Below are 25,960 nucleotides of genomic sequence, written 5' to 3' on the forward strand. Positions count from 1 at the left end.
CTACGAGGATTTCAAGGCCGCGACAAGATGACAGCGCCGGGTGCGGCCGCCCGTACGTTGAGTTGCAACCTTTCGGCCTTGAGGGCTTCGGCCCAACGTGGGAGCGCTTTCGCGGCAAGCGGCGGACGGCCCCCTCGCGACGATGAGCGGTCGGTGAGGCGGAGCATGTCCGGGCGGGTGGGTACCGGGTGCGGCCCGGCGTTCCCGGTACCGGTCGGATACGCTCACGCGCGTGAACCTTGTCGAGACGATCCTGGTCTTCGCGGTGATCCCCTTGGTCATCTACGCGCTTTGCGGAGTGGCCACGCTGCGGTCGAAGGGCGCGGGCATCGCCCGGTACCGGCCGGGGCAGCCGTGGGAGTACCCGGCCATGTGGTGGAGCGCCAACCCCGACGGTGTCGGCGCCAAGCATTCGCACGCGAGCACGGGCGGCGCGACCGCCGTCGCCGCCGCGAGCGGAACTTCGGTGACGGGAGGCGCTCGTGGCAACTGGTGAACTGACCCATTCGTCCACCGCTGTTGACGAAGAGCCCGGTTACGGCGCCGCCGTTACCTCCAGCGGCCGGATTTCCGCCGCCAAGATGTACGAACCGGCTGGGCCGATCAGCCCATTCACCACCCAGCAGCTTGCCCGGCTGGACGAGGCGCTGACGCTGGCCAGCCGCGAGACCGGCCTCGACTTCAGCGTGTACCTCGGCGACCTCGGCGAGGACACCCGCGTCACCGCCGAGGGTCTGCTGGCCTCGACAGAAGACCCGGCCGACGCCGTGCTCGTCGCCGTGTCGCCCGGCCAGCGCGCCATCGAGATCGTGACGGGCTCGCAGGCCAAGCACCGCCTGCCCGACCGCGGCGCGAAGCTCGCCGTGGCCAGCATGGTGGCCTCCTTCAAGGAAGGCGACCTCATCGGCGGCGTCGTGAACGCTCTCCGCATGCTGAGCGACCAGGCAGGCGCTCCGCAGCGCTGACGCCGGGCTGAAGGGGACTTTCCCCGCATAAGACGTGACGAAGGGGCCCTTCACCGCATCACATGCGGTGAAGGGCCCCTTCAGTTCTGTCTAGAGTCCGGCCTGCGAGTCGAACTCACGGGCGGCCAGCGCCCGCACGATCCCGGCCCGGCCTTCCGACACGAGACGGCGCAGAGCCGCCGGGTGCTCCCCGGTCAGCCACGCGTCCGACGCCTCCACCGTCGACGGAACGACCGCCCACGACGGGTACAGCCCGACCACGGTCGGCTGCGCGCGCTCGCTGGAGCGCCGCTGCCACACCTCGTCGATGACGTCGAAGTAGCGCGTCACGTAGTCGCCGAGAAGATGCTTCTGGCCGGGGTGGGAGAAGCCGGTGATGAGCGAGTCGCTGACCGCGTTGGGCAGCTCGTCGTCGTACACCGCCCGCTGCCACGCGTCGGCCTTCGCCTCGTCGGTCGGCCGCAGCGCCCGCGAGCGCTCCGCCTGACGCCGTCCGGCCGCGGTGTCGTCCTTGGCGAGTTCCGCGTCGATCTCGGCGTTCTCCGCCTTGCCGTGCGCGACCAGCGCCTGCAGCAGCCGCCAGCGCAGATCGGTGTCGACGGTCAGGCCCTCCAGCGGAGCCGTGCCGTCGAGCCAGCCCGCGATGATCCGCAGGGTCTTCTCGTCGAGCACCGAGTGGGACAGCGAGTTCACGAAGGCGAGCTGGTGGTCCGAACCGGCCTCGGCGCCCTGCGCCAGCTCCAGCAACCGCGAGCTGAACTCCGGCCAGCCCTTGTCCGCCGCCCACGTGGTGTTCGCGTACGAGTTCAGCGCGGTCTGCGCCTGCAGCAGCAGCCGCTGCACCACGCCGACCTCGGTCTCGGTGTGCACTCCGCGCTGGACCAGCGTGACGAAGTCGCGCGCCTTGAGCTCGGCCTCGCGCGTCATCTCCCACGCCGCCGACCAGCACAGCGTGCGGGGCAGCGGGTCGGTGATGTCGGCGATGCGGTCGATCAGCGTGGTCAGCGACGCCGGGTCGAGCCGCATCGTGCAGTAGGTCAGGTCGTCGTCGTTGACCAGCACGAGCTTGCCCGCCGGGAGCCCGACCAGCTCCGGCACCTCGGTGCGGTCGCCGTCGACGTCGAGTTCCACCCGGTGCTTGCGGACGATCTTGCCGTTCTCGTCCTCGTCGTAGACGCCGACGGCGACGCGGTGCGTCCGGAGCTCACCGGCACCGGGCTTGGCACCGGTCTGCGTGACGGCGAAAGCGGTGTACTTGCCGTCCGCGCCGATCTCGTAGCGCGGGCTCAGCGAGTTGAGACCGGTGGTCTCCAGCCACTGCGCGCTCCACCACGACAGGTCGCGGCCCGAGGCCTCTTCCAGCGCGCCCAGCAGGTCCGCCAGGGTCGCGTTTCCCCAGGCGTGCTTGCCGAAGTAGACCTTCAGGCCTTCGAGGAAGTGGTCGAGACCGACGTAGGCGACGAGCTGCTTGAGCACGCTCGCGCCCTTGGCGTAGGTGATCCCGTCGAAGTTCACCTCGACCGCGTGCAGGTCGACGATGTCCGCGGCGATCGGATGCGTCGAGGGCAGCTGGTCCTGCCGGTACGCCCACGACTTCTCGATGTTCGCGAAGCTGGTCCACGCGTTCTTGTACTCGGTCGCCTCGGCCTGGGCCAGCACGCTGGCGAAGGTCGCGAACGACTCGTTCAGCCACAGGTCGTCCCACCAGCGCATGGTGACCAGGTCGCCGAACCACATGTGTGCCATCTCGTGCAGCAGCGTCTCGGCGCGGCGCTCGTAGGCGTAGCGGGTGACGCGGCTGCGGAAGACGTAGTCCTCCAGGAACGTGACCGCGCCGGCGTTCTCCATCGCGCCCGCGTTGAACTCCGGCACGAACAGCTGGTCGTACTTGGAGAACGGGTACGGGGTGGCGAACTTGTCGTGGTAGAAGGCGAAACCCTGTTTGGTCTCGGTGAACAGCTTGTCCGCGTCCATGTGCTCGGCGAGCGAGGAGCGGCAGTAGATGCCGAGCGGGATCGTGCGGTGGTCGTCGGAGTACTCGTCGCGCCACTCGCTGTACGGGCCCGCGATCAGCGCGACCAGGTAGGTCGAGATCCGCTCGGACACCGCGAAGACGGTGCGGACGGCCCCTTCCGGGGTCTCCTCGGCCGACTCGACCAGCGCGTTCGAAATGACCTTCCAGTCCTTCGGCGCGAGCACGGTGAGCCGGTAGACCGACTTGAGGTCGGGCTGGTCGAAGCAGGCGAACATGCGCTTGGCGTCGGCGGTCTCGAACTGCGTGTAGAGGTAGACGCCGTCGTCGACCGGGTCGACGAACCGGTGCAGGCCTTCGCCGGTGTTCATGTACCGGCAGACCGCGTCCACGACGAGTTCGTTCGACTCGGCGAGCGCGGGCAGCTCGACGCCCTTGTCCTCGACGTACCCGCTGACATCGAGGTCCGCCCCGTTGAGGACGGCGGACTCGATCCCCTCGGCGACGATGTCGATCCATGACGTTTCGCCGCTTCTGGCGCTCGCGAACTTGATCGTCGTCTTCGAGGTGAAGGTCTTCTCACCGGGACCGCCTCGGCCGTCGGTCAGATCCAGCTCGATGTCGTAGGACTCGACGTCGAGCAGGTCCGCGCGCAGCTTGGCTTGGTCTCGGGTCAGGTTGGGGGCGGGCACTGGCACCTCTGGTCATCGGTATCGGTTTTGGTTTCCAACTACAGGCATCCAATCATGTCCAGGCCCGTGCTGACGACGGGAACAACGCCGACTGCCGTGATGTTGGCTCGCTGTGTAGCACCCCGCGTGTACCGCACCACCCATGACGATGGCACTGGGAGAACCTGATGACCGCCCCGTCCGAGACCACCAAGGTCGACTTCTACTTCGACCCCATCTGTCCCTTCGCCTGGATCAGCTCGCGCTGGATCCTCGAGGTGGAGAAGCACCGCGACCTCGACCTGAGGTTCCGGATCATGAGCCTGTCCGAGCTCAACAGCGGCCGTGAGGACCTGCCTGAGCAGTACAAGGAGTTGCTGGACCGCGGCTGGGGCCCGGTCCGCGTCGCGACCGCTCTGGCGCAGAAGAGCGGCGAGGAGGCCCTGCGCGAGTTCTACACGGAGTTCGGCACGCGCCATCACAACCAGGGCGACAAGGACATCCCGAAGGTCATCAAGGAGACCCTCGAAGCCATCGGCGCCCCGGCCGAGCTCGCCGAGGCCGCCGAGTCGACCGAGTACGACGAGGCGCTGAAAAAGAGTCACTACGAAGGTATGAATCCGGTCGGAATGGACGTCGGCACGCCGACCATCCACATCGACGGGGTCGCGTTCTTCGGTCCGGTGCTCAGCTCGATCCCGCGCGGCGAGGACGCCGTCAAGGTCTTCGACGGCGCCCGCGCGCTGGCGAGCTACCCGGACTTCTTCGAGCTGAAGCGCACCCGGACCGGGGATCTCAACTTCGACTAAGGGGTCGCGAGTGCGGCTTTGGTGACATCGCCGGGGTAGGGGGACCTCGCGGCGGCTTCGTCCGTCGTGAGGTCTCCTGCCGCGATCTTCGTCTTGAGCGCGACGAGTTCTCGCAGCCCCTCGCGGTGCTTCTCGATGAAGGCGGTGTCGACCGGGTCTCCGTGCCCGGCGACGATGATCTTCGGCTCCAGCGCGAGGAGCGCGCCCATCACCTCGGTCCACTCCACGAGCGAGCTGTCGTCGTTGAACGAGTAGGCGCTGAAGCCGGCTTCGGCGTTCTCGACGGCGTCTCCGGCGAAGATGACCCCCGCGTCGGGCACCTGCACGAAGAGATCGTGGTCGGTGTGGGCGCGGCCGAGGAACCGCAACACGACCGTGCGGCCGCCGAGGTCGATTTCGGCGGTGTCGGAGACCACCCGGGTGGGCATGACGATCTCGGTGCGGGCCAGCGCCGCCGCCATCTCCGGCCGGTTCTCGGACTCCATTTTCGCCATCCACTTGAGACGTGCTTGCTCGCCGTACTGGGTCAGTTCGGTCACGCAGCCTTCGTGCGCCCAGACGTCACACGGCAGGAACGGCGCCGTGCCGAAGGCGTGGTCGAAATGCGCGTGGGTGTAGACGACCGACCACGGCAGCGGCGTGATCTCCCGGACCGCCGCGGCGAGTTCGGCGCCCTGTTCGACGTCGCCGCGGACGTCGACGACCAGGCAGCGGTCACTTCCCACGACCAGGCCGACGGTCAGGTCCAGCTCCTCGTAGCGGCGGGCGTACACCCCGTCCGCGAGTTCGAGCCAAGTCACAGGTCCTCCAGAATTCCGTTGCGCAGCACCGGAACCGTGCTGCTCGTGTCGAGCTGGGCGGCGAGGGTCACGTCGTTCGCGTGCCCGGCGGCGGCGAGCTCACGCCCTGAAGAACACTCTGTCAGCGCTTCGGCGATGTCGAGCGCTTTCGCCGCGGCGGCCGCGAGCCGGGCTTCGGCGGAGGGACGGCCGTAGCCGGCCAGCGCGGCGATGATCGCCCCCGCGCCGAGCTGGTCTTCGACGCACGGCCTCAGCGGTCCGAACGTCTTGGTTTCGGTGTGCAGGTCGATACCCCAGCGTTCCCCTGCCGGGACGACACCGATCGGCGCGCCGTCCGCGAGTTCGGCCGCGCGGGCGGCGACGGCGGTGGCGTTGCGCAGGCAGCCCGCCAGAACTTCGGCACCTGTCGTGGCGGCCGCGTCGCAGAGCGTGGCGCCGTTGGGGGAGGGGAGCGCGAGAAGTGTGCCGGAAGGGATTTCCGTCACAGACGAAGGTCGCAAGGTCCACTCGCCTTCACCCGCGAGGATGGCGCCTCGCTCTCTCGCGGCGTCCTCGCCGCGGTGGTCGCGCCAGCGGACCGGCAGCACGCGCCCTCCGTTGCCGAGGACGAGATCCGTGGTGGTGCAGAAGGAAAGCACGTCGACGACGATCAGGACGGCGCAATTCCCGCCGAGGGCGCCGACACCTTCGGGCCCCCATTCGAGTCGGATGTCCACCCCCACAGCATGCCCGCGCCGGAACGTGATGGCAGACTCCGCGCTGTGCGTGTTTACCTTGGCTCTGACCATGCCGGTTTCGAATTGAAGAACCACCTCGTGGCCCACCTCAAGGAGCAGGGGCACGACGTCGAGGACGTCGGTCCCTTCGTCTACGACGCGGCCGACGACTACCCCGCTTTCTGCATCGAGGCGGCCCGCCGGGTCGTCGCGGACGAGGGCAGCCTCGGCATCGTCGTCGGCGGCTCCGGCAACGGCGAGCAGATCGCGGCCAACAAGGTGAAGGGCGCTCGCGCCGGCCTCGCTTGGAGCGTCGAGACCGCGAAGCTCACCCGCGAACACAACCACGCCCAGCTGATCGGCGTCGGCGCGCGGATGCACACCACCGAAGAGGCCACCGAGATCGTCGAGGCCTTCCTCGCGACCCCGCCGAGCCCGGACGAGCGCCACGGCCGCCGCGTCCAGCAGATCCTGGACTACGAGAACACCGGCTGGCCGCCGCCGCTTCCCGAGCACTGACATGCCCGAGGGGCATACGCTCCATCGCCTGGCACGTCTGCACAAACGCCGTTTCGCCGGCCATCCGGTCGAGGTGAGCAGTCCGCAGGGACGGTTCGCCGCCGAAGCGTCCCGTTTGGACGGCCGGGTGCTGGTGAAGGCCGAGGCGTACGGGAAGCACCTGTTCCACGACTACGGTCCACACGGGACGGTGCACGTCCACCTCGGCCTCTACGGCACTTTCTCCGACGTGCCGCTGCCGGTGACCGAGCCGGTGGGGCAGGTGCGGATGCGGGTGGTCGGCCCGACGCATTTCGCCGACCTGCGCGGCCCGACCCGATGCGAACTCCTGGACGGACCGCAGGTCGACGCGATCAAGGCGCGGCTGGGCCCGGATCCGCTGCGCCGCGACGCGAAGCCCGACAAGGCGTGGGACCGGATCACCCGGTCCAAGACGTCCATCGCGGCACTGCTGATGGACCAGTCGGTGCTCGCGGGCGTCGGCAACGTGTACCGCGCCGAGGTGCTGTTCCGGCACGGTGTCGCCCCGCTCGTCCCCGGCCGCGCGCTCGATCGCGGACTGTGGGACGACATGTGGGCCGATCTCGTGACGCTCATGCGGCACGGTGTCCGGGTGGGACGGATCGACACCGTCGCGCCGGAGCACCTGCCCGAGGCGACCGGCCGCGCGCCGCGGCAAGACCGGCACGGGGGCGAGGTCTACGTCTACCGGCGTGAGGGGATGCCCTGTCTCGTTTGCGGGACTCCGGTGCTGCGGAGCGATCTGGCGGCGCGGAACCTCTTCTGGTGCCCGACCTGCCAGCCCGCCTGACATGCTTTCGGCAGGTACATGAGGCCGGGGTGGCTCTGGGGAGCGCAGTGCCCGAAGGGCGGTTTCGCGTGATTGGACGGACGACACCCGTGACTGGATGGACGACACGCGTGTCCAGCCGGACGACTCGCGGCGGGACCCGGTCGCGATCGTGTCGTCCGTCTGGTCACGCGAGGCGAGGCCCTCGCCTAAGGGCTGAAGGGGACTTTCCCGCATCAGACGCAGCGAAGGGGCCCTTCACCGCGTCGCATGCGGTGAAGGGCCCCTTCAGCCCTCTCTAAAACTCGCGGCTAGAAGTCGAAGCCGCCGCCGTCGAAACCGCCACCATCGAAGCCGCCGCCGTCGAAACCGCCACCATCGAAGCCGCCGCCGTCGAACCCACCGGCGTCCCCGCCCATGTCGCCTCCGGCGTCTCCGCCCGCGTCACCGCCGCCATCGGCGCCCCCGGCGTCTTCCTGGCCCGCGTCGTAACCGGACTCCCAGGCCGAAGCGCTCGCGATGCCCGCCATACCGGAGAACATCGCGCTGAACAGCAGCATCGAACCGAGACCCCAGGCGCCGGCGACGAGCGCGGGCTTCCACCACGGCTCGCTGTACCAGCCCTGCGGCACCGGACGGCCGGCCACGCGCCCACCGGGGTAGTAGTGCGGCGTCCGCTGGCTCGGATCCGGCGAAGCCTCGTAGTGCTCGCCTTCGACGTCGACGGAGCGGTGCTCGGTGACCTTGCCCGCGCGGTCGCGCTCTTCGCTGCCGGGCAGCTCGGGACCGGGGTCCATGCCCATCGCGAGCCGGGCGGCTCGGACGTAGTAGAGGCCCTCGACGGCGGTCTCCTTGACCAGCCGGGCCTGCTCGGCGGTTTGCGCCTGCTCCATCTGGGAGCCCGCCGCGGTGTAGCGCTCGGACGCGTCCGCCATCGCTTGCATGGAGGCGGTGTCCGTGCCGGTGAGGTTCAGTACCTGACCGCCTAGTCGCTCGACGAGGCGCCGTGCGTCGGCCTTCGCGTCGTCCAGCTGGCGCTTCTTGGCCGCCGCCTGGGATTTCGCGAAGTAGATGCCGCCGCCGACCACGACGACGAGGAGCACGATCAGGAAGATCGCGGTGCCCATGGGTTCACTCCAGGAATCGTTCGGCCTTTGCCTGGTCAACGCGTCCGCTGTGCCCGGGGTTCCCGGTCAGTGCTCCCGGTCACCGCGAGCACTGGCGGGCCAAACTAGAACACGTTATAGTTCGGCCCCATGAAGTTCACCCTGTCGATCGCGATGAATCCGCTCGATCAGCTGGGCGAGCTCGCCCGCGCCGCCGAAGAGGCGGGGTTCTCCTCGATCGCGCTCCCGGATTCCCTGTTCTACTCCGAAACGGTCTCGGCCGACTATCCGTACACGCCCGACGGCAGCCGGTTCTGGACCGAGGAGACGCCCTGGGCCGATCCGCTGGTCGCGGCCGCGTCGATGGGCGCGGTCACCGAGCGGCTCACGTTCTACACCTCCGTGCTCAAACTCGGCTCCCGCAACCCGGTCCTGCTCGCGCGCCAGGTCAACTCGGTCGCCGCGCTGACAGGCGGCCGTTTCGGCCTCGGGCTCGGCGTCGGCTGGTCGCCGGAGGAGTTCCGCTGGTGCGGCGCGCCGTACGAGAAGCGCGGCAAACGCGTGGACGAGGCCATCGAGGTGCTGCGGCTGATCCTCGACGGCGGGATGGGCGAGTTCCACGGCGAGTTCTTCGACTTCGACAAGCTCCGCATGAGCCCCACACCACCGTCGCGCGTGCCGTTCTACATCGGCGGCCACACCGACGTCGCGCTGCGCCGGGCCGCCCGCGTCGCCGACGGCTGGTCCTCGGCGATGATGAAGTTCGACGACCTCCGCGAAACGATCGCCAAACTGCGCGGGCTGCTGGCCGATCAGGGCCGCGCCGAAGACCCGTTCGAATACCAGGCCGTCTGCATCGACAAGTTCGGCCTCGACGGTTACCGCGAGCAGGGCGAAATCGGCGTCACCGACATCATCACCATGCCGTGGGTGTTCGACGGCCTCGGTTTCGACGCCGAGGTCGGCCCGAAGCTCGATTCCATCAAGAAGTTCGGCGACGAGATCATCGCGAAGATCGGAGACTGAGCCATGGGTGTCGACGTCTGCTGGGATCCGGCCGCCACACAGCCGCCCGCACGCCGGGCCGCGTTCCGCTCGATGACCGCCGTCACCGCCGGGGACAAGGCCGCGTGGCTCGCCCTCTTCGCCGGGGACGCCGTCGTCGAGGACCCCATCGGCCCGTCGATGTTCGACGAAGAGGGCAAGGGACACCACGGCCAGGACGGGATCAGCGCCTTCTGGGACAAGACGATCGCGAACGTCGAACGCTTCCAGTTCACCATCCGCGATTCCCACGCGGCCGGTGACGAGGTCGCGAACGTCGGCACGATCACGACGTACCTGCCCGGCGGCTATCGCGTCGACACCGACGGCGTGTTCGTCTACCGGGTCCGCGAAGACGGGCTGATCATGTCCATGCGGGCGTACTGGGAAACCGAACGCGCCATGGCCACCGCCCGCAAAGCCGAAGACTAGGAAAGCCGCTCCGCGCGCCGGGTCAGGTACTGCTTTTCGGGTTCGCTAGCGGTTTTCCCTGCGGCCCGCAGGTACGCCTCGCGCGCGGCGCCGGCTTCTCCGGCCAGCTCCAGCAGATGCCCGCGGACCGAATCGAGCCGGTGGGTCTGGCTCATCCGGCTGTCGTCCTCGAGCGTGGCGAGGAGTTCGAGGCCCGCTTCCGGGCCGTTGACCTCGGCGACCGCGACGGCGCGGTTGAGCGTGACGACCGGGCCGGGCGAGACCTTCTCGAGGACGTCGTACAGCGCGAGGATCTGGGGCCAGTCGGTGTCCGCCACGGTCGCGGCTTCGTCGTGGACGGCGGCGATCGCGGCCTGCACCTGGTACGGCCCGACGGGGCCGGATTCGAGGGCCTCGCTTACCAGCGAGACGCCCTCGGCGATCATTTCCGCGTCCCATCGCGAGCGGTCCTGCTCGGCGAGGGGGACGAGCGATCCGTCTCCGACGGCGCGGGCGGCGCGGCGGGCTTCGGTCAGCAGCATGAGCGCGAGCAGGCCGGTGACCTCGTCCTCGCCGGCCATGAGCCGCCGGAGCAGCCGGGCCAGCCGGATCGCTTCCGCGGTCAGGTCGGCACGCTGCAGGTCGGGGCCGGCGCTGGTCGTGTAACCCTCGTTGAAGATCAGATACAGCACCTGAAGGACGACGCGGAGCCGTTCGGCGAGTTCGGCGGGCGGCGGCAGGACGAACTCCGCGCCCGCCTTCTTGATGGTCTGCTTCGCGCGGCTGATGCGTTGGGCCAGCGTCGATTCCGGCACCAGGAAAGCGTTCGCGATCTCACCCGTGGTCAGGCCGCCGACGGCGCGCAACGTGAGCGCGAGCTGCGACGACGCGGACAGGGAAGGGTGACAGCACAGGAAAAGGACCGTGAGCGTGTCGTCCGAATCGGACACGGTGGACGGCTCACCCGGGTCCATCAGCGCGTCGTTCTCCTCGCGACGGCGTCGAGCGCTTTCGCTGCGCCACTCGTCCACGAGCCGTCGTGACGCCACCGTCGCGAGCCAGGATTTCGGGCTGTTCGGGATGCCCTGCTCCGGCCACTGTTGCGCGGCCGAGAGCAGGGCTTCCTGGACGGCGTCCTCGCAGGCGTCGAACTGCCCGTGCTTGCGCACCAGCAGCCCGATCACCTGCGGGGCCAGCTCCCGCAGGAGCACTTCCACCTGACGGTCGTCCTTCACGACGCCAGTCTTACCGCATCCAGGCCGTCAAGCCACGGGGGAGTATTGCGAAGTGTCACCCTCGAGAGACTCGCTCGCCACCCCGTCGATGCCGACCGGGATGTCGCCCGCCACGGTCACCCGGTTCAGGCGGCGGGGCAGGTCGTCGTAGTTGTCGACGGCGGTTCGGCTCCCAGCTCACCCGGACGACGCTCTCCGGCCGCGTCACGTAGGACTGCGGCAGCCGCAGGATGTCCCGCGACTCGCCCTTGGACAGCCCGCGTTCGCCGGTCGCCGGATGCATCCGCACCACCGGGTGGCGGCGTTCCTGCTCCGCGTCGTCGAGGGTTTCCGGCGCCTTCGCGTAGTCGTAGTCGTTGGTGTGCTCGGCGCGCAGCGTGTCGCTCATCGATGGCGCCCGCGCGCGGGCGGCGCGACCAGGCTGCGCAGTGTGCTGGCCTTCGGCGGATTGTGCACGAAGGAGCGCGCTCGTGGAAAATGGCGACGGCGCCTTTGTTTCTCGATTTCGCCAATCGGAGCGCATCGGTGAAATCCGGTTCTTCGATGATTCGTGCCTCGACGGCTTTACGGGCGACCGTCCGTTCGGACACCGTCGCCTCGAGACAGCCGGAACGCCCACAGCGGCAGGGTTCCTCGCTGTCGTCGACCCGCAGATGCGCGACGGCGCCCGCGGCCGAGCGCGGACCATGATGGACGGTGTCGCCGGTCGCGAAGGCGGCGTCGACCACGTTGCCGGTGAACAACTGCACGACACTGCTGCGCGCTCACGGCTGCCCCAGCAGGCGTTCGGCGTGGATGAGCGCGCGCGAATGCCCGTCCACCCGGACGTCGAGACCGGTGACCTCCGTGAGCAGTTCGCGCAACGGGATCCCGTGCCAGCCGAGCAAACCGTGCTCCACCACCGTTCCCGAGGCTTCGTCGACCCACCCTCCGGTCGCCACCCCCAGCCCGAGCGGCGTCCGGTCCGGCGCGTGTCCGACTGGACGGTGGGCTCGGCGCCGTGATGCGGTGCCTCCTGCTGGGCCAGCACGTTCCCGCGCAGATCCAGCAGCCCGACGGTGAGATGGTCGACCGCGATATGCGCGCCGCACACCACGAACCGCTCGGTGTCGAGCTCCAGCGGCACATGCGGCCTGCCGACCGCGCCGGCGACCTCAGGCAGTTCGATGAGGAAACCCCGGCGCATCAGCTCCGCCACATGTCCCGTGACGGCCGCCGCGGACAGTCCGGTGCGGCGCGCGATGGTGCTGCGCGCTATCGCCCCTTCGTCCAGCACCACGCGGAGCGCCGCGCTGGCACTGGCGCTCCACCTGCCGGTCACGGTGCCGATGTTCGCAAGCGGGTGCCGAGGGGCCTAGGGCTCTCAGCATCCGGGAGCTGGTCAGACGTTCAGTTGGCGCACGAACCGGGCGCTGCGCTCGCAGCGGTCCTCGTACCCGCGCGCCCGGTAGAAGGCGTGCGCGCCGGTCCGATGACGGGAACTGGTGACCTCCATGGCGACGCAGTCCCACCGCATCGCCTCCGCCTCGGCGGCCGCGACCAGCTCACGGCCGACCCCCGTGCCGCGCTGGGCCTCGTCCACCACCAGGGCCACGATCCGGCCCACGGAGCCTTCCTTCTCGAAAAGGGGGATCGCGACCACCGCGACGACGCCGATCACGCCGTCGTCCGACTCGGCGACGAGCGCGGCACCCTCCGGATGCCGCGACCAGCGTTCGAGCCGGCGGCGCACGTCTTCCACGCTGTTGTCCGGGTAGCCCAGCTCGGTGAGCAGCGCGGTCACGGCGGGGGCGTCGGTGTCACGCGCGGGGCGGATCTCCATGAGATCCATTAAAGCCGAGGAAGCGAAAAAGGCCGGACCCGCAGGTCCGGCCTCATCGAGTCGGGCTGACAGGATTTGAACCTGCGACCCTCCGCTCCCAAAGCGGATGCGCTACCAAGCTGCGCCACAGCCCGTGACTTCCCCGATCTTGCCGGGGGGTGTGCGCACAGCCTAGCGGGTCACGCTAAGCTGTTTTAGCACCCGGTACTTCGGGGGCGCGCGGGTGTAGCTCAATGGTAGAGCCCTAGTCTTCCAAACTAGCTACGCGGGTTCGATTCCCGTCACCCGCTCCACCGCTTCGAACGAGACCCGCAGGCACTCTGGCCTGCGGGTTCTTTCATGTCCGGCCCTGAAGCTCGTATGTCCTGAAGGTCACCTTCGGGACGTTGAGCGTCTCAAAGGTGGCCTTCAGGACACACCTGGCCGACGCCGTCGTGGGCCGTGAGTGGCTAGGACGGTTCTAGCGGACCCGGTTAGTTACCACTCACGATCACCTGGACCGAGCCGGTACTTTCGCGTGATCGAGTGGACGACACGCGTGATCAGACGGACGACACGTGTGTGGAGTTGGACGACACACCGCGCGGCCGGGTCCCACCGCGAGTCGTCCGTCCAATCACGCGTGTCGTCCACCCAGTCACGTGTGTCGTCCCACCGGTCACGCGAAACCGCTCGACCGCAGGTACTTGAGACACGGTTGGCCTCAACCGTCCTAGCCACTCACGAGGCCGCAGCCTCAGTCCGAAGCGTCCGCGGTGTCCGAAGGGGCCACGGCCTGCGAGAGGCCGCTGGAGGCGGCATCCGCTTCCAGGTGCGCCGCGATCAGGTCCAGCAGCTTGTCGGTGTCGACAGGTTTGGTGACGTAATCGTCCGCGCCCGAAGCCAGCGTTCGCGCCTTGTCCTCGGCGGTCGCCTTCGCGGTCACGGCGATCACGGGCAGGTCCTCGTGCGCGGCCTCGGCGCGGATCGCGGTGATGGTGGCGTTGCCGTCCAGTTCGGGCATCATCACGTCCATCAGCACCAGCGCGGTGTCCTCGTGCCGTTCCAGGGCGCGGATGCCCGCGACGCCCGTCTCGGCGTAGATGACTTCCAGGCCGTTGCGCTCCAGGACGGCGGCCAGCGCGAAGACGTTGCGCAGGTCGTCGTCGACGATCAGGATCTTCTCGCCGTGGAACCGCAGCGACGGCGTCACCGGGATCACCTGCGGGACGGCCATGATCAGCGGGACCCCGCTCGCCTGCGTGGTCGGGACGATCAGGTTCGACGCGCTCACCGGCAGGTACAGGGTGAACGTGCTGCCCTTGCCGGGTTCGCTGCGGACGCGCAGTTCGCCGCCGAGCAGTTCCGTCAGCTGCTGACTGATCGAAAGGCCCAGCCCGGTGCCGCCGTATTTGCGGCTGGTGGTGCCGTCGGCCTGGCGGAATGCGTCGAAGATGATCGCGAGTTTGTCCGGCGCGATGCCGATTCCGGTGTCTTCGACGGCGAACGCGAGGACGCCGGGGGCTTGCCGGAGCGAGTCGGCCTCGACCTCGCCCTGGTCGGCCATCCGGATGTGCAGGCGCACGCCGCCTTCGTCGGTGAACTTCGCCGCGTTGGACAGCAGGTTCCGCAGCACCTGCTGCACGCGATGTTCGTCGGTGTGGATCGACGACGGCACCGGCGGGTCGATCAGGACGGCGAATTCCAGTCCCTTGTCCGAGGTGAGCGGACGGCAGATCGATTCGACGTACTCGACCAGTTCGGGCAGCGTGACGTCGGACATCTGCAGGTCGAGGTGACCGGCCTCGACCTTGGCCATGTCGAGGATGTCGTTGATCAGCTGTTGCAGGTCGCTGCCCGCCGAGTAGATCGTCCGCGCGAACTGGATCTGCTTCTCCGACAGGTTCCCGTCCGGGTTCTCCGACAGCAGTTTCGCGAGGATCAGCGCACTGTTGAGCGGAGTCCGCAGTTCGTGCGACATGTTCGCCATGAACTCGGATTTGTACTGCGACGCCATGGTCAGCTGACCGGCGCGCTCTTCGAGTTCCTGCCGCGCTTGCTCGATCTCGCTGTTCTTGACCTCGATGTCGCGGTTCTGCTGTGCCAGCAGCGCCGCCTTCTCCGCCAGATCCGTGTTGGACCGGCGCAGTTCCCGTTGCTGTGCCTGCAACTGCTCGGACCGCGCGCGCAGTTCCTGTGCCAGGCGCTGGGATTCGGTCAGCAGGGCCTCGGTGCGCGAGTTGGACTGGATGGTGCTGACGTTGACCGCGATGGTCTCCTTCAGCTGCTCCAGCAGGTCGATGTGGACGGTGCTGAAGGCGTTGATCGTCGCCAGTTCCAGCACCCCGAGCACCTCGCCCTGGAACAGCACCGGCAGCACGATCACGTTCACCGGTGCGGCCGAGCCCAGTCCCGAAGAGATGAGCGCGTACTCCGGCGGTGCCTCGTGGACCAGTATCGTGCGGCGGTCGACAGCGGCCTGCCCGATGAGCGACTCGCCGGGCGAGAACCGAAGGCCCGCTTGGGATTTCGCCAGCCCGTAGGTGGCGATGCTCTCCAGGACCGTTTCCTCTTGCTCGTCTTCGCGGGCCAGGAAGAACGCGCCTTGCTGCGCGGAAACGAGCGGCGTCAGCTCGGACAGGATCAGCGACGCCACCGACGCGAGATCCCGGTGACCCTGCATGAGCGCGGACAGCCGGGCGAGGTTGGTCTTGAGCCAGTCCTGTTCGCGGTTCGCGCGGGTGGTCTCCTTCAGGTTCGCGATCATCTGGTTGATGTTGTCCTTGAGTTCGGCCACCTCCCCGGACGCGTCCACGGTGATGTGCCGGGTCAGATCGCCCGCGGTCACCGCGGTGGCCACCTGCGCGATCGCCCGCACCTGGGTGGTCAGGTTCCCGGCCAGCTGGTTCACGCTTTCGGTCAGCCGCGACCACGTTCCGGCGACGCCGGGCACCTCCGCCTGACCGCCGAGCATGCCGTCTGTGCCGACCTCGCGTGCCACACGGGTGACTTCGGAGGCGAAGGACGAAAGCTGGTCGACCATGGTGTTGATGGTCGTCTTGAGTTCGAGGATCTCGCCGCGCGCGTCGATGTCGATCTTCTTCGACAGATCGCCCTGCGCCACCGCGGTGGTCACCGTCGCGATGCTCCGCACCTGGCCGGTGAGGTTGTCGGCCATGACGTTCACGTTGTCCGTCAAGGCCTTCCAGGTGCCCGCCACGTTCGGCACGCGGGCCTGGCCGCCGAGGATGCCCTCGGTACCGACCTCGCGCGCGACACGGGTGACCTCGTCGGCGAACGCGCGCAGCGTCTCGACCATGCTGTTGATCGTCTCGGCGAGGACGGCGACCTCGCCCTGCGCGTCGATCGTGATCTTCTTCGACAGGTCGCCGTTCGCGACCGCCGTCGTCACCGTGGCGATGCTCCGCACCTGATCGGTGAGGTTGTCGGCCATGACGTTGACGTTGTCGGTGAGGTCCTTCCAGGTCCCGGCGACGCCGCGCACCTGCGCCTGGCCGCCGAGCTTGCCCTCGGTGCCGACTTCGCGGGACACACGGGTGACTTCGTCGGCGAACGCGGACAGCTGGTCCACCATGATGTTGACGGTGTTCTTGAGCTCCAGGATCTCGCCGCGCGCGTCGACGATGATCTTCTGCGTCAGGTCGCCCTTGGCCACCGCGGTGGTGACCTGGGCGATGTTCCGCACCTGGTCGGTCAGGTTGTTCGCCATGAAGTTGACGTTGTCGGTCAGGTCCTTCCACGTCCCGGCCACGCCGGGCACCTGCGCCTGACCGCCGAGCCGTCCGTCGCTGCCGACCTCGCGGGCGACCCGCGTGACTTCGTCGGCGAACGACGAAAGCTGATCCACCATGGTGTTCAGCGTGTTCTTGAGTTCGAGGATCTCGCCCTTGGCGTCGACGGCGATCTTCTGCGACAGATCGCCCTTCGCCACCGCGGTCGCCACCTGGGCGATGTTGCGGACCTGCGCGGTGAGGTTGTTCGCCATGAAGTTGACCGACCCGGTGAGGTCGCGCCAGGTCCCGGCGACACCGGGCACCTGCGCCTGCCCTCCGAGCTGACCTTCCGTGCCGACCTCGCGCGCCACTCGCGTGACTTCGTCGGCGAACGACGAGAGCTGGTCGACCATCGTGTTCACGGTCGTCTTCAGTTCGAGGATCTCGCCGCGCGCGTCGACCGTGATCTTCTGCGTCAGGTCGCCCTTGGCCACCGCGGTGGTGACCTGGGCGATGTTGCGGACCTGGTCGGTCAGGTTGTCCGCCATCTGGTTCACCGAGTCGGTGAGCCCGCGCCACGTACCCGCCACGCCCGGCACGGTCGCCTGACCGCCGAGACGTCCTTCGCTGCCGACCTCGCGCGCCACCCGGGTGACTTCGTCGGCGAACGACGAGAGCTGGTCGACCATGGTGTTCAGGGTGTTCTTGAGTTCGAGGATCTCGCCCTTGGCGTCGACGTTGATCTTCTGGGACAGGTCGCCCTTCGCCACCGCCGTGGCCACCTGGGCGATGTTGCGGACCTGGTCGGTCAGGTTGTCCGCCATCAGGTTCACCGAGTCGGTGAGGTCGCGCCACGTCCCCGCCGCGCCGGGGACCTGTGCCTGACCGCCGAGACGGCCTTCGCTGCCCACCTCGCGCGAGACCCGCGTGACTTCGTCGGCGAACGACGAGAGCTGGTCGACCATGATGTTGACGGTGTTCTTGAGCTCCAGGATCTCGCCGCGCGCGTCGACGTGGATCTTCTGGGTCAGGTCGCCGCGCGCCACGGCCGTGGTGACCTGGGCGATGTTGCGCACCTGATCGGTCAGGTTGCTGGCCATGACGTTGACGTTGTCGGTGAGATCACGCCAGGTGCCCGCCACACCCGGGACCTCGGCCTGACCGCCGAGCCGTCCTTCGGTGGCGATCTCGCGGGCCACTCTGGTGACCTCGGTCGCGAACCGGGAGAGCTGCTTGATCAGGCCGTTCAGGGTCTTCGCGACTTCGGCGAACTGACCCTGCAACGGCCGCCCGCCGACCTCCAGCGGCATCGGCTCGGACAAATCGCCCTCGGCGACCGCGCCGAGGACACGGTTGAGCTCGGCAGTGGGCCTGCTCACGTCCTCGATCAGCCCGTTGACGACGTCGACAGCGGTCGCCCAGCCGCCGGGACCGATCTCGGCCGCGACGCGCTCGGTCAGCCTGCCTTCCTTGCCGACCGCCTCGCGGACGCGCAGGAGCTCGGTCACCAGCCGCTGGTTGCGTTCGGCGATGTCGTTGAAGGCACCCGCGAGCTGGGCCGCGAGCCCGTCGCCGTGTGCCACGAACCGTCGCCGGAAGTTGCCGTCCCCGAGGTCTCGAGCCGCCGCGAGCAGGCGTTCCAGGGTCGCTTCGTCCACCTGGGCGCCACCACCTTCCACGGGGGTCCGGTCCCTTTGGGAGTGCTGTGTCATCTGTGTCGACCCTCTCCACCACGCATGCCAAGCCATGGTCGTCGCATCAGCGTGCCATGATTCGACCTACACTTCGAGCCAGTCCGCCCGCTCACGCTGCGCTACCCGCCAGGCAGGAGGAGGTCCGGGAATGGTGTCACGGCCGGCCCCGGCCTCGACGTCGCTCCCCTCGGAGCCGTCGGCAGGGAAGGGCGAGGGCGCGCTGCCCGAATCCGGGAGGTTCTGGCGCGAGCTGCTCGAAGACGTGCGTGACGCGGTGCTCGTCCAGGACGTCGGCGGCGCGCTGCGCTGGTCGAATCCCGCCGCCCGCGAGCTGTTCGGCGGCGGCCGCCCGGTGCTGACCGCCGAGGGCCCCGACGTCGGCCATGTCGAACACACCGGCCGCCGGTTCCCCGCGCGGATCCGGACGCTGCCCGGCGGCTGGCACGCGTGGACCGTGACCTCCGCTGTCGCGGCCGACGGCCCGCGTGTCGACGGCTTCCTCGCCGCCGCGGCGCCCCGGCTGGCTTCCGCGCGGGGGCGGCACGGGACGGCGAAGGTGATCGCCGAGGTCGCCGCGGCCGAACTCGCCGACTGTGTGTTCGTCCTGCTGCCCACCACCCGCGGCCGGTGGGAGTGGTGGAGCTGCGATCACCGCACCCACCACGGGCACGGCCGTATCCGCCGCGTCCCCGCCCAGCTGGCGCCGGTGCTCGCCGGCACCTTCGCCTCCACCGAGGACCCCGAGGCCAAGGCGGTCCCGGAGGAAGAGGTCGCGACGTTGCCCGCGGTCGTCGCGGAACGCCTCGCCGGCCACTCGTCGGTCTCCGTGGTCTCGCTGGGGCTCGACGGCGGTGCCGGTGTCACCGGCGCTGTCGTGCTCGGCAGGCGCGGCGCACCCGCCTTCGGCGACGACCATCCGCGCGCGATCACCGAGTTCGCCAGGGCGGCCGGGACGGCGCTGGCGAACGCGCATCGCTACGCCCGCCAGGAAGAGGCCACCCGCGGCCTGGAGACCACGCTGCGCCCGATGCCGCCGCCCGACGTCCCCGGCGTCAAATTCGACGTCTGGTACGAGCCGTCGAGCGGGCTGCTCGACGTCGGCGGCGACTTCTACGACGTCCTGCCGAGGGAAGACGGCGGCGCCATGTACGTCCTCGGCGACGTCTGCGGCAAGGGCGCCGAGGCGGCCGCGCTCACCGGCAGGGTCCGGCAGACCCTCGCCGCGCTCAACCTCGTCGAGCACGACAACACGACGCTGCTGAGCTTGCTCAACTCCCTGCTCATCACCGGCGGCAGCGGCCGGTTCGCCACGCTGGTACTCGGTTCGGTGCTGGCGGGCGAGGACGGTCTCGCCGTCACCTTGGCTTCCGGCGGCCATCCCGCACCGCTGGTGGTGCGCCGCCGCGGCGGGGTGGACGAGATCACCCTGCCCGGCACGCTGGTCGGGATCTCCCCGCAGGCGCGGTTCGCCGAGACGACCATCCGGCTGGCGGAGGGCGACGTCTGCCTGCTCTACACGGACGGGATCACCGAGGCGCGCCACCACGAGCGCACGTCGGATCTGTTCGGGGACGAGCGGTTGCGCGAGCTGCTGACCGGCTGCCGGGGGCTGTCCGGCCGCGAGGTGGTCGCCCGCGTCCGCTCGGCGGTGCGGGAATGGCTCGGCAGCGGGACGCACGACGACATCGCCGTCCTCGCCATCGAGGCGTCACGACCCGCGCAGTAGCCGCACCACCGCCCGCTCGACGATGTCCCTCGCCTCCACCGGATCGGCGGCCTTCCCGGCCCGCCGCATCGCGCGTTCGATGGTCCGGTCCTTTCGGTACGCCTCGATCACCCGAGGGTCCACATAGGACCGCCTCGCCACCGCGGGGGTGTTGCCGAGGCCTTCCGCGACTTCGGTCATCACGGCCTTCTCCGCCCGCTTCGCCGCCCGTTCGCTGGACGGCTTTTCCGTGTCCGCGAAGGCCGAAGCGGCGAGGACGGTGGCGTTCCAGGTGCGCAGGTCCTTCGCGGTGAAGTCCTCGCCCACGAGTTCCTTGAGCCGGTCGTTGATGTCCTCGGCCCGGACCTCCTGCCATTCGCGGCCGTCGCGGTAGGCGAGCAGGCGCACCTCCCCGCCGCGGGCACGCCGGAGGGAACGGACCAGCCGCACCAGGCCGTCGTCCCGAAGCCGGACCTTGCGCTGGATCCCGCCCTTCGCGGGGTAATCGCAAAGCAGACAGCCTTCGCTGACGGTGACGTGTTCGCACAGCAGCGTCGCCACCCCGTGCGTGCCGTTCTCGTCGGCGTAGTCCTCCCCGCCGGTCCTGAACACGCCGAGGTCGAGCATGCGCAGCGCGCCGGCGAGCACGCGCTCGCGGGTGAGGCCGCGCGAATCGAGATCCTCCTGGACGGCTTCGCGGAGCCGGGGGAGGCGTCGAGCCAGCGCGAGGACGCGCTCGTGTTTCTCCTCGTCCCGGGCCCGCCGCCACTCCTCGTGGTAGAGGTACTGGCGGCGCCCGGCGTCGTCCACCCCGACGGCCAGGATGTGGGCGTTCTCGTGCGGGGAGATCCACACGCGCCGCCACGCGGGCGGGATCGCCAGCGCGTCGATCCGTTCGATCGCGTGCTCGTCCTTCAGCGGATCGCCGTCCGGGGTCAGATAGCCGAAGCCACGACCTCTGCGCCGCCTCCGGATGCCGGGGGACCCGAGGTCCGCTCGCCGAAGTCGCATATGCGGCGGATACCCGCGGTGATCGCGATCCATACCCATGGTTCGGCGGCTGCGGTCCGGGGTAGTCCCGGGGCGAACCCGACTCGAGGAGGGAACCCCATGGCGACATCGCTGAAGGGGCGCCGCGTGGCCATTCTGGCCGCGGACGGTGTGGAACAGGTCGAACTGGTCGAACCACGCAAAGCGGTCACCGATGCCGGGGCCACGGCCGAGGTCGTTTCCCTGGAATCCGGTGAGATCCAGGCCATGAACGGCGACATCGACAAGGCCGACAAGTTCACTGTGGACCGCGTCGTCAAGGACGTCACCGTCGACGATTTCGACGCGCTCGTCCTCCCCGGCGGCACGATGAATCCGGACAATCTGCGCGCGGACGAGAACGCGGTCCGTTTCGTCCGCGATTTCGTGAACAGCGGCAAACCGGTCGGCGTCATCTGTCACGGGCCGTGGACGCTGGTCGAGGCCGACGTCGTCCGTGGCCGCACGCTCACCTCGTATCCCAGCGTGCGCACCGACATCCGCAACGCGGGCGGAACCGTCGTCGACCAGGAGGTCGTCAACGACAACGGCCTGATCTCCAGCCGGAATCCGGACGACCTGCCCGCGTTCTGCGCCGCGATCGTGACCGAATTCGCCCGGTGAGTCCGGAAAACGAGTGGCGCGCGTCACATAAATGGGGGAGTGTGGTGGGAGAGAAGGAGGTGCCGCGATGACCGTGCATGCCAGACGCTACGGCCGTTGGTGCCGTGAGCATTTCGACACCGAGCCGGAATCGGGCGAGCAGCGCCCGGCGGGCCAGGATGGGGAAGCCGTCGCGGTGGTCACCGATGCCCAGGCCCAGCAGGCCCAGGCCGGTGACGCCCCCGAGGCGAAGCCGGGCTCGCTCAGCTGAGCGTCCGCCGGTACCAGACCCGCTTCGGGCCCGGCAGGCCGATCCGCGAGACCAGATCGGTCACCACGCCGCCGATGATCAGCCACAGCAAGGCGGCGAGGCCGTCGTTGAGCAGGGTGCGCAGCTTCGGGCCGTCCGGAGTGAACAGGTTGCGCAGGCCGAGCGAGACCCCGCGTGACCACTGGTCGATCAGCTGCGCGAAACCGTTGCCGGGATTGGCCTCGCCGAACACGAGCAGGATGTGGATGATCAGCACCAGTGCGAAGATCCAGCACACCGCGTGGACGACGGCGTTGACGATGCGCACGACGCGAATCCTCGTCGGCGTGCGCTCGACGATCTCTTCCTGCGGCTCACGCGGGTCGTTGATGTAGGTCATCGCCGTCTCCCATCATCGTCCACAGTGGACTTTATGGCTGGGCGGAAGCTCAGCCAGGATCCCGGGTCTTCGTCCTCGACTTGGTCCGGGTCTTCGATTTGCTCGGCTTGTCCGAGGTGCTCGGGTCGCCGTTGGACGCCGTCGCGCCACTCGGTGTCGAGGTCACCCCGACGTTTCCGGTGGTGTGCGGCCGGTTTCCGGAGACCGGCACGGCCTCGGTCACCACGACGGTGCCGTTGGACGCTTTCGCGCTGCGAGTGGGCACCTCGACGGCTTCCGAGGACGGCTGTCCCTGGTCGGCCATCGGACCGGAAGTACCCGTCGCCGCCGGAGGGACCACCCCGCCCGGCAGGACCGGCGGGTTCGCCCCGGTCTGGTTGACCGCCAGCAGCACACCGACGGTGATCGCCGCGGCGGGCGCGCTGATGGCGGCGACCACGGCCGCCCGCTTGCGGCCGACCGGACCGAAGTGGGCGACTCTGGTCCCGGTGGAGTCCTCCAGCAGGATCCGCGAGATCGCGGCGGCCGTCGGGCGCTGCGCGGGTTTCTGCGCGGTCATCCCGCGCAGCAGTGTCGTCATGGTCGTCGACAGTCCGGAGGGGATCCGGGGCGGCCGGTGCAGCCGCCCGACCGCGGCCTCGACCGGTGTCCCGGTGTACTCGCGTTCCCCGGACAGGCATTCGAGCAGGACCAGGCCGAGTGAGTAGATGTCGGCGGGCGGGCCGATGTTCTCGCCGCGGACCTGTTCGGGCGCCATGTACGCCGCGGTGCCGACGACGCCGCCGGTCTCGGTCACCCGGGTGGCGTCGAAGGCGTGCGCGACGCCGAAATCGCCGATCAGCGGGCCGTCGTCGGCCATCAGGATGTTCGCCGGTTTCAGATCGCGGTGGGTGATGCCGTGCGCGTGGACGTGTGCGAGCGCGTCGCTCAGCCGGGCTGTCAGATCGACGACGGCGTCTTGGGAAAGCGGACCGGAACGCAGGCGCTGGGCCAGGTTCGGCCCTTCGACCAGGCGCATCGTGAGGTAGGTGTAGCCGTCGTCGGAGCCTGCGTCGTACAGCGGGACGAGCCCGGGGTGGCGGACCTCGCTGAGGACCTGGATCTCCTGCTGACGGCGCCGCTCGTCGCGGGTCATCGTGTCGGCGTGGAACAGTTTCAGCGCGACCTCGCGCCGTTCGCGCAGGTCACGGGCGCGGAAGACCCGCGCTGTCGCCCCGCGGCCGAGCAGCTCCCCGACCTCGTACCGGCCGGCGAGCTTGCGCGGCAGATGGTCCGGGTCGTGGACGTTCAAACTGAACCGTCGCTGGGTCGTCCCAGCGTCGAGGTCTTCGTCTTCGTCACCGTCAGCGCGCGAATCCGCGTCGTCCATCGGTGCTACCTCCGTCCACCGGCCGAACGCCGTATACCCGGTCCGGCCCCGGGCGAAACAAGGTTTGAGAGCGTACCGGACAAGATCCGCGGGTTCACCCCGAACGGCGGGCAACCCCGGTGAGGGCCGGACGTCTCGTGGTCATGAAGTCGAACCGGTGGGCCGCGCTCGCCGCCACCGCCTTGACCACCCTGGCTGTCTTCACTTCTCCCGCCGCCGCCGATTCGTTGGTACCCCAGGGTTTCGCCCCCGCTTCGACGAGCTGGACGGGTTCGCTGCGCGGGTTCGTCCTCGGGTTTTCGCCGTGCGGGAAACCGGGATGGTGCGCGTCCCTGTTGTCGACGGCCGACGGCGGGAAGCGGTGGCGGCGTGTCGGCGCGCCGCCGATCTCGTTGCCGGACAACCACAACCAGGTCAAGCTCGCCGTGATCGACGAACGCGACGTCTTCCTCTCCGACGGCAACCGGCTGCTCGCCAGCCACGACGGGGGCGTCAACTGGTCCCGCGTCCGTCTCGCCGGGGTCCGGGAACCCTTCTATATTTCGAAAATCACCGAAGCGGGACCTCGGGTGTTCGCGATGGTCACCGGTTTCGGCAGTCCGTCGACGACGACGCTCTACGCCGGGCTGCCCGGCACCCGGGTCCTCCAGCCTGTCCCGGGATTCACCGTCACCGGCTCCGCGACCTACGGCGATGTCACCACCAGCGGCGGGGTCCAGGTGTCGATGGGGTCGGACTACCGCGTCCAGAAGTACTGGACGTCTTCCGATGGCCTGACCTTCGCGGCCGCGCCGCCGCCCTGCCCGGCGGACAGTTCGGCTTCGTTGAGCGGAGTCCGGCGGGGACAGGTGCTGGCGTTGTGCAGCGGGGGACCGGGGACGCCGCAGCCGGGGGCGACCGTCCGGCGCTTGTGGCGGGCGCCGAAACTCGGCGGGCGGTTCACCGGAACGGCGCAAGCGCCCACGCTCGGGATCAACCAGAGTTTCAGCGCCGCTTCGCCCACGGCGGCGACCGTGGCGGCGGAAGGCGGCGGCACCGGCTTCCTGCACAGCACCGCCGACGGCGGGCTGACCTGGACGACGACGGTGCTCAGCGGCCGAGGGGTCTGTCTCAACGATCTGGACTTCCCGGACGAGCGGGTCGGGGTGGTGGTCGACGGGCTGCCCGACGCCGACGGAGGTTCGGCGGTCTACCGCACCACGGATGGCGGAGTGACCTGGCGAGAGCTCGTCTTCGGGTGATCATCGCAGGTAGGCAAGGCCCTTGGGGAGGTTCACTTCACCACACGCCATGTCGTAACCTGTGCACAGTCCGTCGATGTCGAGGGAGCCGTGGACCGTGTTCACCGCGATCCGCTTGCGGCTGAAGGGTGGAGCGTGTCCATGACTTCGGACGAGGTCCGGTCTGTGCCGAGGCGCCCGCTGCCACCCCTCGACTACGACAAGCCCAATCTCGCCCGGATGAAGGACGCCCTTCTCGGGGGGCACGACCATTACGAGATCGACAGGCTGGCCGTCGAGGCCTTCCTCACCGTCGCCCCTGACGGCGCCGCGGTGGCCAAGGAGTTCCGGTCCTGGGCGAGCCGGGTGGTCCGGTTCCTCGCCGGCGCCCGCGAGGTCGGCCAGTTCCTCGATCTGGGCTCCGGCATGCCCTACGTCGAGAACACGCACCAGACGGCGCAGCGGTACAACCCCGACGCGCTGGTCATCTACGTCGACGACGACCCGGTGGTCCAGGCACACGGATTGGCGTTGCTGGAAGACCACCTCGTGCACGTCAGCGGCGCGGACCTGCGCGATCCCGAGCAGACGCTGAACGATCCGGTGATCGCCGAGCATCTCGAACTCGACCGCCCGGTCGCGGTGCTCCTCAACGCGGTGGTGCACCACATCGAAGACCTCGACAAGGCGCGGGCCATCGTCCGCGGCTATGTCGACGCGCTCGCCCCCGGGTCGTATCTGATGCTCACGCACTACTACACCGACGGCGAAGGGCCGCGCGGCGCGTTCGCGCGGAAGCTCGACGGCCTGATGGCCGGTATCGGTTACCCCACGGCGCATCGCAGCCGCAAGGAGATCGAGTCACTGTTCGACGGGCTGGAGATGCTCGAACCCGGCCTCGTCCACCTGCACGAATGGTGGCCGGAAGGCCCGCGCCTCGCGCCGCTGACCCAGTTGAACTACCTGAGCCTCGGTGGTGTGGGCGTCAAGCCTTGAGCGACTGGCAGGTCAGACGCAGGTCCGTGAAGGACTCCTAAGCGGACTTGTGTTTGCTAGAGGTTTCAGGACGTTGAACGTCCCAAATCCTCCACCGTCGATCCCCGAACAGATCGAGCCG

At 69.1% G+C, this 25,960-nt stretch carries 24 protein-coding genes, 2 tRNA genes and 1 pseudogene; 13 read left to right on the forward strand and 14 right to left on the reverse strand.

Features of this window, described 5'->3' with window-relative positions; translation table 11 throughout:
- The first annotated feature begins 232 nt into the window (after positions 1–232).
- Together ctaJ and HDA45_RS30855 are read left to right on the forward strand one after the other, a co-directional pair.
- On the forward strand, positions 233–496 hold the full coding sequence (gene ctaJ, locus HDA45_RS30850) for an aa3-type cytochrome oxidase subunit CtaJ (RefSeq protein WP_184901237.1): 264 nt from the start codon (positions 233–235) through the stop codon (positions 494–496).
- Positions 483–965 carry a DUF5130 family protein gene (locus HDA45_RS30855; protein ID WP_184901239.1) on the forward strand — a complete coding sequence of 161 codons (483 nt, stop codon included), beginning with the start codon at positions 483–485 and terminating at the stop codon, positions 963–965. Before ctaJ ends, HDA45_RS30855 begins: the two co-directional genes overlap by 14 nt.
- 90 nt (positions 966–1,055) lie before the next feature.
- Here HDA45_RS30855 and pepN read toward each other — a convergent pair whose 3' ends face one another.
- Entirely contained in the window at positions 1,056–3,629 is a 2,574-nt protein-coding gene (gene pepN / locus HDA45_RS30860; RefSeq protein ID WP_184901241.1) for an aminopeptidase N, read from the reverse strand.
- A 167-nt stretch (positions 3,630–3,796) separates the two neighbouring features.
- Between pepN and HDA45_RS30865 the strand changes: the two genes are divergently transcribed.
- Positions 3,797–4,417, forward strand: coding sequence for a mycothiol-dependent nitroreductase Rv2466c family protein (locus tag HDA45_RS30865; RefSeq protein ID WP_184901244.1), 621 nt, complete (start codon positions 3,797–3,799; stop codon positions 4,415–4,417).
- On the opposite strand, the gene HDA45_RS30870 is transcribed toward HDA45_RS30865, so the two are convergent.
- Together HDA45_RS30870 and HDA45_RS30875 are read right to left on the reverse strand one after the other, a co-directional pair.
- Positions 4,414–5,217 (reverse strand): MBL fold metallo-hydrolase, encoded by an 804-nt coding sequence (locus HDA45_RS30870; protein WP_184901246.1) that lies wholly within the window; start codon positions 5,215–5,217, stop codon positions 4,414–4,416. The genes HDA45_RS30865 and HDA45_RS30870 overlap by 4 nt on opposite strands.
- Positions 5,214–5,933 carry a 2-phosphosulfolactate phosphatase gene (locus HDA45_RS30875; protein ID WP_343072194.1) on the reverse strand — a complete coding sequence of 240 codons (720 nt, stop codon included), beginning with the start codon at positions 5,931–5,933 and terminating at the stop codon, positions 5,214–5,216. The genes HDA45_RS30870 and HDA45_RS30875 overlap by 4 nt, the downstream gene beginning before the upstream one ends.
- A gap of 45 nt (positions 5,934–5,978) precedes the next feature.
- Here HDA45_RS30875 and HDA45_RS30880 point away from each other — a divergent pair, with 45 nt between their 5' ends.
- Complete coding sequence (locus HDA45_RS30880; protein ID WP_007034718.1) at positions 5,979–6,452, forward strand: ribose-5-phosphate isomerase; 474 nt, start codon at positions 5,979–5,981, stop codon at positions 6,450–6,452.
- A 1-nt stretch (position 6,453) separates the two neighbouring features.
- Complete coding sequence (locus HDA45_RS30885; protein ID WP_184901250.1) at positions 6,454–7,263, forward strand: Fpg/Nei family DNA glycosylase; 810 nt, start codon at positions 6,454–6,456, stop codon at positions 7,261–7,263.
- Positions 7,264–7,553: 290 nt separating this feature from the next.
- Here HDA45_RS30885 and HDA45_RS30890 read toward each other — a convergent pair whose 3' ends face one another.
- Positions 7,554–8,369, reverse strand: a complete 816-nt coding sequence (locus tag HDA45_RS30890; RefSeq protein ID WP_184901252.1) for a hypothetical protein — start codon at positions 8,367–8,369, stop codon at positions 7,554–7,556.
- Between the two features lie 129 nt (positions 8,370–8,498).
- Between HDA45_RS30890 and HDA45_RS30895 the strand changes: the two genes are divergently transcribed.
- Both HDA45_RS30895 and HDA45_RS30900 read left to right on the forward strand, forming a co-directional pair.
- Positions 8,499–9,374: a TIGR03619 family F420-dependent LLM class oxidoreductase gene (locus tag HDA45_RS30895; RefSeq protein ID WP_184901254.1), complete on the forward strand. Its 876-nt coding sequence runs from the start codon at positions 8,499–8,501 to the stop codon at positions 9,372–9,374.
- A gap of 3 nt (positions 9,375–9,377) precedes the next feature.
- Positions 9,378–9,824, forward strand: coding sequence for a nuclear transport factor 2 family protein (locus HDA45_RS30900; protein WP_184901256.1), 447 nt, complete (start codon positions 9,378–9,380; stop codon positions 9,822–9,824).
- On the opposite strand, the gene HDA45_RS30905 is transcribed toward HDA45_RS30900, so the two are convergent.
- The 6 genes and pseudogenes from HDA45_RS30905 to HDA45_RS30925 form a co-directional block, all read right to left on the reverse strand.
- On the reverse strand, positions 9,821–11,038 hold the full coding sequence (locus HDA45_RS30905; protein ID WP_184901258.1) for a sigma-70 family RNA polymerase sigma factor: 1,218 nt from the start codon (positions 11,036–11,038) through the stop codon (positions 9,821–9,823). The genes HDA45_RS30900 and HDA45_RS30905 overlap by 4 nt on opposite strands.
- Before the next feature lie 55 nt (positions 11,039–11,093).
- Positions 11,094–11,426, reverse strand: coding sequence for a TauD/TfdA dioxygenase family protein (locus HDA45_RS30910; RefSeq protein ID WP_246481705.1), 333 nt, complete (start codon positions 11,424–11,426; stop codon positions 11,094–11,096).
- Positions 11,427–11,574: 148 nt separating this feature from the next.
- Positions 11,575–11,787 (reverse strand): annotated as a pseudogene (locus tag HDA45_RS42510) (ROK family protein); the annotation flags it as partial.
- Positions 11,788–11,802: 15 nt separating this feature from the next.
- The gene (locus tag HDA45_RS42875) at positions 11,803–11,937 is read right to left on the reverse strand and encodes a hypothetical protein (RefSeq protein ID WP_281400807.1); all 135 of its coding nucleotides are present in this window, start codon (positions 11,935–11,937) and stop codon (positions 11,803–11,805) included.
- A gap of 482 nt (positions 11,938–12,419) precedes the next feature.
- Positions 12,420–12,860 (reverse strand): GNAT family N-acetyltransferase, encoded by a 441-nt coding sequence (locus HDA45_RS30920; protein ID WP_184901259.1) that lies wholly within the window; start codon positions 12,858–12,860, stop codon positions 12,420–12,422.
- A 60-nt stretch (positions 12,861–12,920) separates the two neighbouring features.
- Positions 12,921–12,994: transfer RNA gene (locus HDA45_RS30925), tRNA-Pro, on the reverse strand.
- An 85-nt stretch (positions 12,995–13,079) separates the two neighbouring features.
- On the opposite strand from HDA45_RS30925, the gene HDA45_RS30930 reads away from it, so the two are divergent.
- Positions 13,080–13,153 (forward strand) — tRNA-Gly (locus tag HDA45_RS30930).
- A gap of 443 nt (positions 13,154–13,596) precedes the next feature.
- On the opposite strand, the gene HDA45_RS30935 is transcribed toward HDA45_RS30930, so the two are convergent.
- Positions 13,597–18,231 (reverse strand): HAMP domain-containing protein, encoded by a 4,635-nt coding sequence (locus HDA45_RS30935; RefSeq protein WP_343072195.1) that lies wholly within the window; start codon positions 18,229–18,231, stop codon positions 13,597–13,599.
- Between the two features lie 184 nt (positions 18,232–18,415).
- Here HDA45_RS30935 and HDA45_RS30940 point away from each other — a divergent pair, with 184 nt between their 5' ends.
- Positions 18,416–19,993 (forward strand): SpoIIE family protein phosphatase, encoded by a 1,578-nt coding sequence (locus tag HDA45_RS30940; RefSeq protein WP_184901263.1) that lies wholly within the window; start codon positions 18,416–18,418, stop codon positions 19,991–19,993.
- Here the strand turns inward: HDA45_RS30940 and HDA45_RS30945 are convergent.
- On the reverse strand, positions 19,976–20,983 hold the full coding sequence (locus HDA45_RS30945) for a DNA topoisomerase IB (protein ID WP_184901265.1): 1,008 nt from the start codon (positions 20,981–20,983) through the stop codon (positions 19,976–19,978). The two genes, HDA45_RS30940 and HDA45_RS30945, sit on opposite strands and share 18 nt — an antisense overlap.
- 99 nt (positions 20,984–21,082) lie before the next feature.
- Here HDA45_RS30945 and HDA45_RS30950 point away from each other — a divergent pair, with 99 nt between their 5' ends.
- On the forward strand, positions 21,083–21,625 hold the full coding sequence (locus tag HDA45_RS30950; protein ID WP_184901267.1) for a type 1 glutamine amidotransferase domain-containing protein: 543 nt from the start codon (positions 21,083–21,085) through the stop codon (positions 21,623–21,625).
- 67 nt (positions 21,626–21,692) lie between these two features.
- Entirely contained in the window at positions 21,693–21,875 is a 183-nt protein-coding gene (locus HDA45_RS30955; RefSeq protein WP_184901270.1) for a hypothetical protein, read from the forward strand.
- Here the strand turns inward: HDA45_RS30955 and HDA45_RS30960 are convergent.
- Both HDA45_RS30960 and HDA45_RS30965 read right to left on the reverse strand, forming a co-directional pair.
- Positions 21,868–22,254: a hypothetical protein gene (locus HDA45_RS30960; protein ID WP_184901272.1), complete on the reverse strand. Its 387-nt coding sequence runs from the start codon at positions 22,252–22,254 to the stop codon at positions 21,868–21,870. The two genes, HDA45_RS30955 and HDA45_RS30960, sit on opposite strands and share 8 nt — an antisense overlap.
- 49 nt (positions 22,255–22,303) lie before the next feature.
- Positions 22,304–23,623, reverse strand: coding sequence for a serine/threonine-protein kinase (locus tag HDA45_RS30965; protein WP_184901274.1), 1,320 nt, complete (start codon positions 23,621–23,623; stop codon positions 22,304–22,306).
- Between the two features lie 143 nt (positions 23,624–23,766).
- Between HDA45_RS30965 and HDA45_RS30970 the strand changes: the two genes are divergently transcribed.
- Complete coding sequence (locus HDA45_RS30970) at positions 23,767–24,864, forward strand: sialidase family protein (protein WP_184901276.1); 1,098 nt, start codon at positions 23,767–23,769, stop codon at positions 24,862–24,864.
- Between the two features lie 141 nt (positions 24,865–25,005).
- Positions 25,006–25,839 carry an SAM-dependent methyltransferase gene (locus HDA45_RS30975; RefSeq protein ID WP_184901278.1) on the forward strand — a complete coding sequence of 278 codons (834 nt, stop codon included), beginning with the start codon at positions 25,006–25,008 and terminating at the stop codon, positions 25,837–25,839.
- The last annotated feature ends 121 nt before the right edge of the window (positions 25,840–25,960 follow it).

Source organism: Amycolatopsis umgeniensis (assembly GCF_014205155.1).
In the GTDB taxonomy this organism is placed as follows: Bacteria; Actinomycetota; Actinomycetes; order Mycobacteriales; family Pseudonocardiaceae; genus Amycolatopsis; species Amycolatopsis umgeniensis.

What these genes read in the sequence shown, in the direction of transcription:
- HDA45_RS30900 (WP_184901256.1), top strand. Translation starts at nt 9,378, where the DNA reads ATGGGTGTCGACGTCTGCTGGGATCCGGCCGCCACACAGCCGCCCGCA.
- HDA45_RS30960 (WP_184901272.1), bottom strand. Translation starts at nt 22,254, where the DNA reads ATGACCTACATCAACGACCCGCGTGAGCCGCAGGAAGAGATCGTCGAG.
- HDA45_RS30865 (WP_184901244.1), top strand. Translation starts at nt 3,797, where the DNA reads ATGACCGCCCCGTCCGAGACCACCAAGGTCGACTTCTACTTCGACCCC.
- HDA45_RS30890 (WP_184901252.1), bottom strand. Translation starts at nt 8,369, where the DNA reads ATGGGCACCGCGATCTTCCTGATCGTGCTCCTCGTCGTCGTGGTCGGC.
- HDA45_RS30940 (WP_184901263.1), top strand. Translation starts at nt 18,416, where the DNA reads ATGGTGTCACGGCCGGCCCCGGCCTCGACGTCGCTCCCCTCGGAGCCG.
- HDA45_RS30970 (WP_184901276.1), top strand. Translation starts at nt 23,767, where the DNA reads ATGAAGTCGAACCGGTGGGCCGCGCTCGCCGCCACCGCCTTGACCACC.
- HDA45_RS30895 (WP_184901254.1), top strand. Translation starts at nt 8,499, where the DNA reads ATGAAGTTCACCCTGTCGATCGCGATGAATCCGCTCGATCAGCTGGGC.
- HDA45_RS30975 (WP_184901278.1), top strand. Translation starts at nt 25,006, where the DNA reads ATGACTTCGGACGAGGTCCGGTCTGTGCCGAGGCGCCCGCTGCCACCC.
- HDA45_RS30920 (WP_184901259.1), bottom strand. Translation starts at nt 12,860, where the DNA reads ATGGAGATCCGCCCCGCGCGTGACACCGACGCCCCCGCCGTGACCGCG.
- HDA45_RS30950 (WP_184901267.1), top strand. Translation starts at nt 21,083, where the DNA reads ATGGCGACATCGCTGAAGGGGCGCCGCGTGGCCATTCTGGCCGCGGAC.
- HDA45_RS30955 (WP_184901270.1), top strand. Translation starts at nt 21,693, where the DNA reads ATGACCGTGCATGCCAGACGCTACGGCCGTTGGTGCCGTGAGCATTTC.
- HDA45_RS30885 (WP_184901250.1), top strand. Translation starts at nt 6,454, where the DNA reads ATGCCCGAGGGGCATACGCTCCATCGCCTGGCACGTCTGCACAAACGC.
- HDA45_RS30910 (WP_246481705.1), bottom strand. Translation starts at nt 11,426, where the DNA reads ATGAGCGACACGCTGCGCGCCGAGCACACCAACGACTACGACTACGCG.
- HDA45_RS30965 (WP_184901274.1), bottom strand. Translation starts at nt 23,623, where the DNA reads ATGGACGACGCGGATTCGCGCGCTGACGGTGACGAAGACGAAGACCTC.
- HDA45_RS30945 (WP_184901265.1), bottom strand. Translation starts at nt 20,983, where the DNA reads ATGCGACTTCGGCGAGCGGACCTCGGGTCCCCCGGCATCCGGAGGCGG.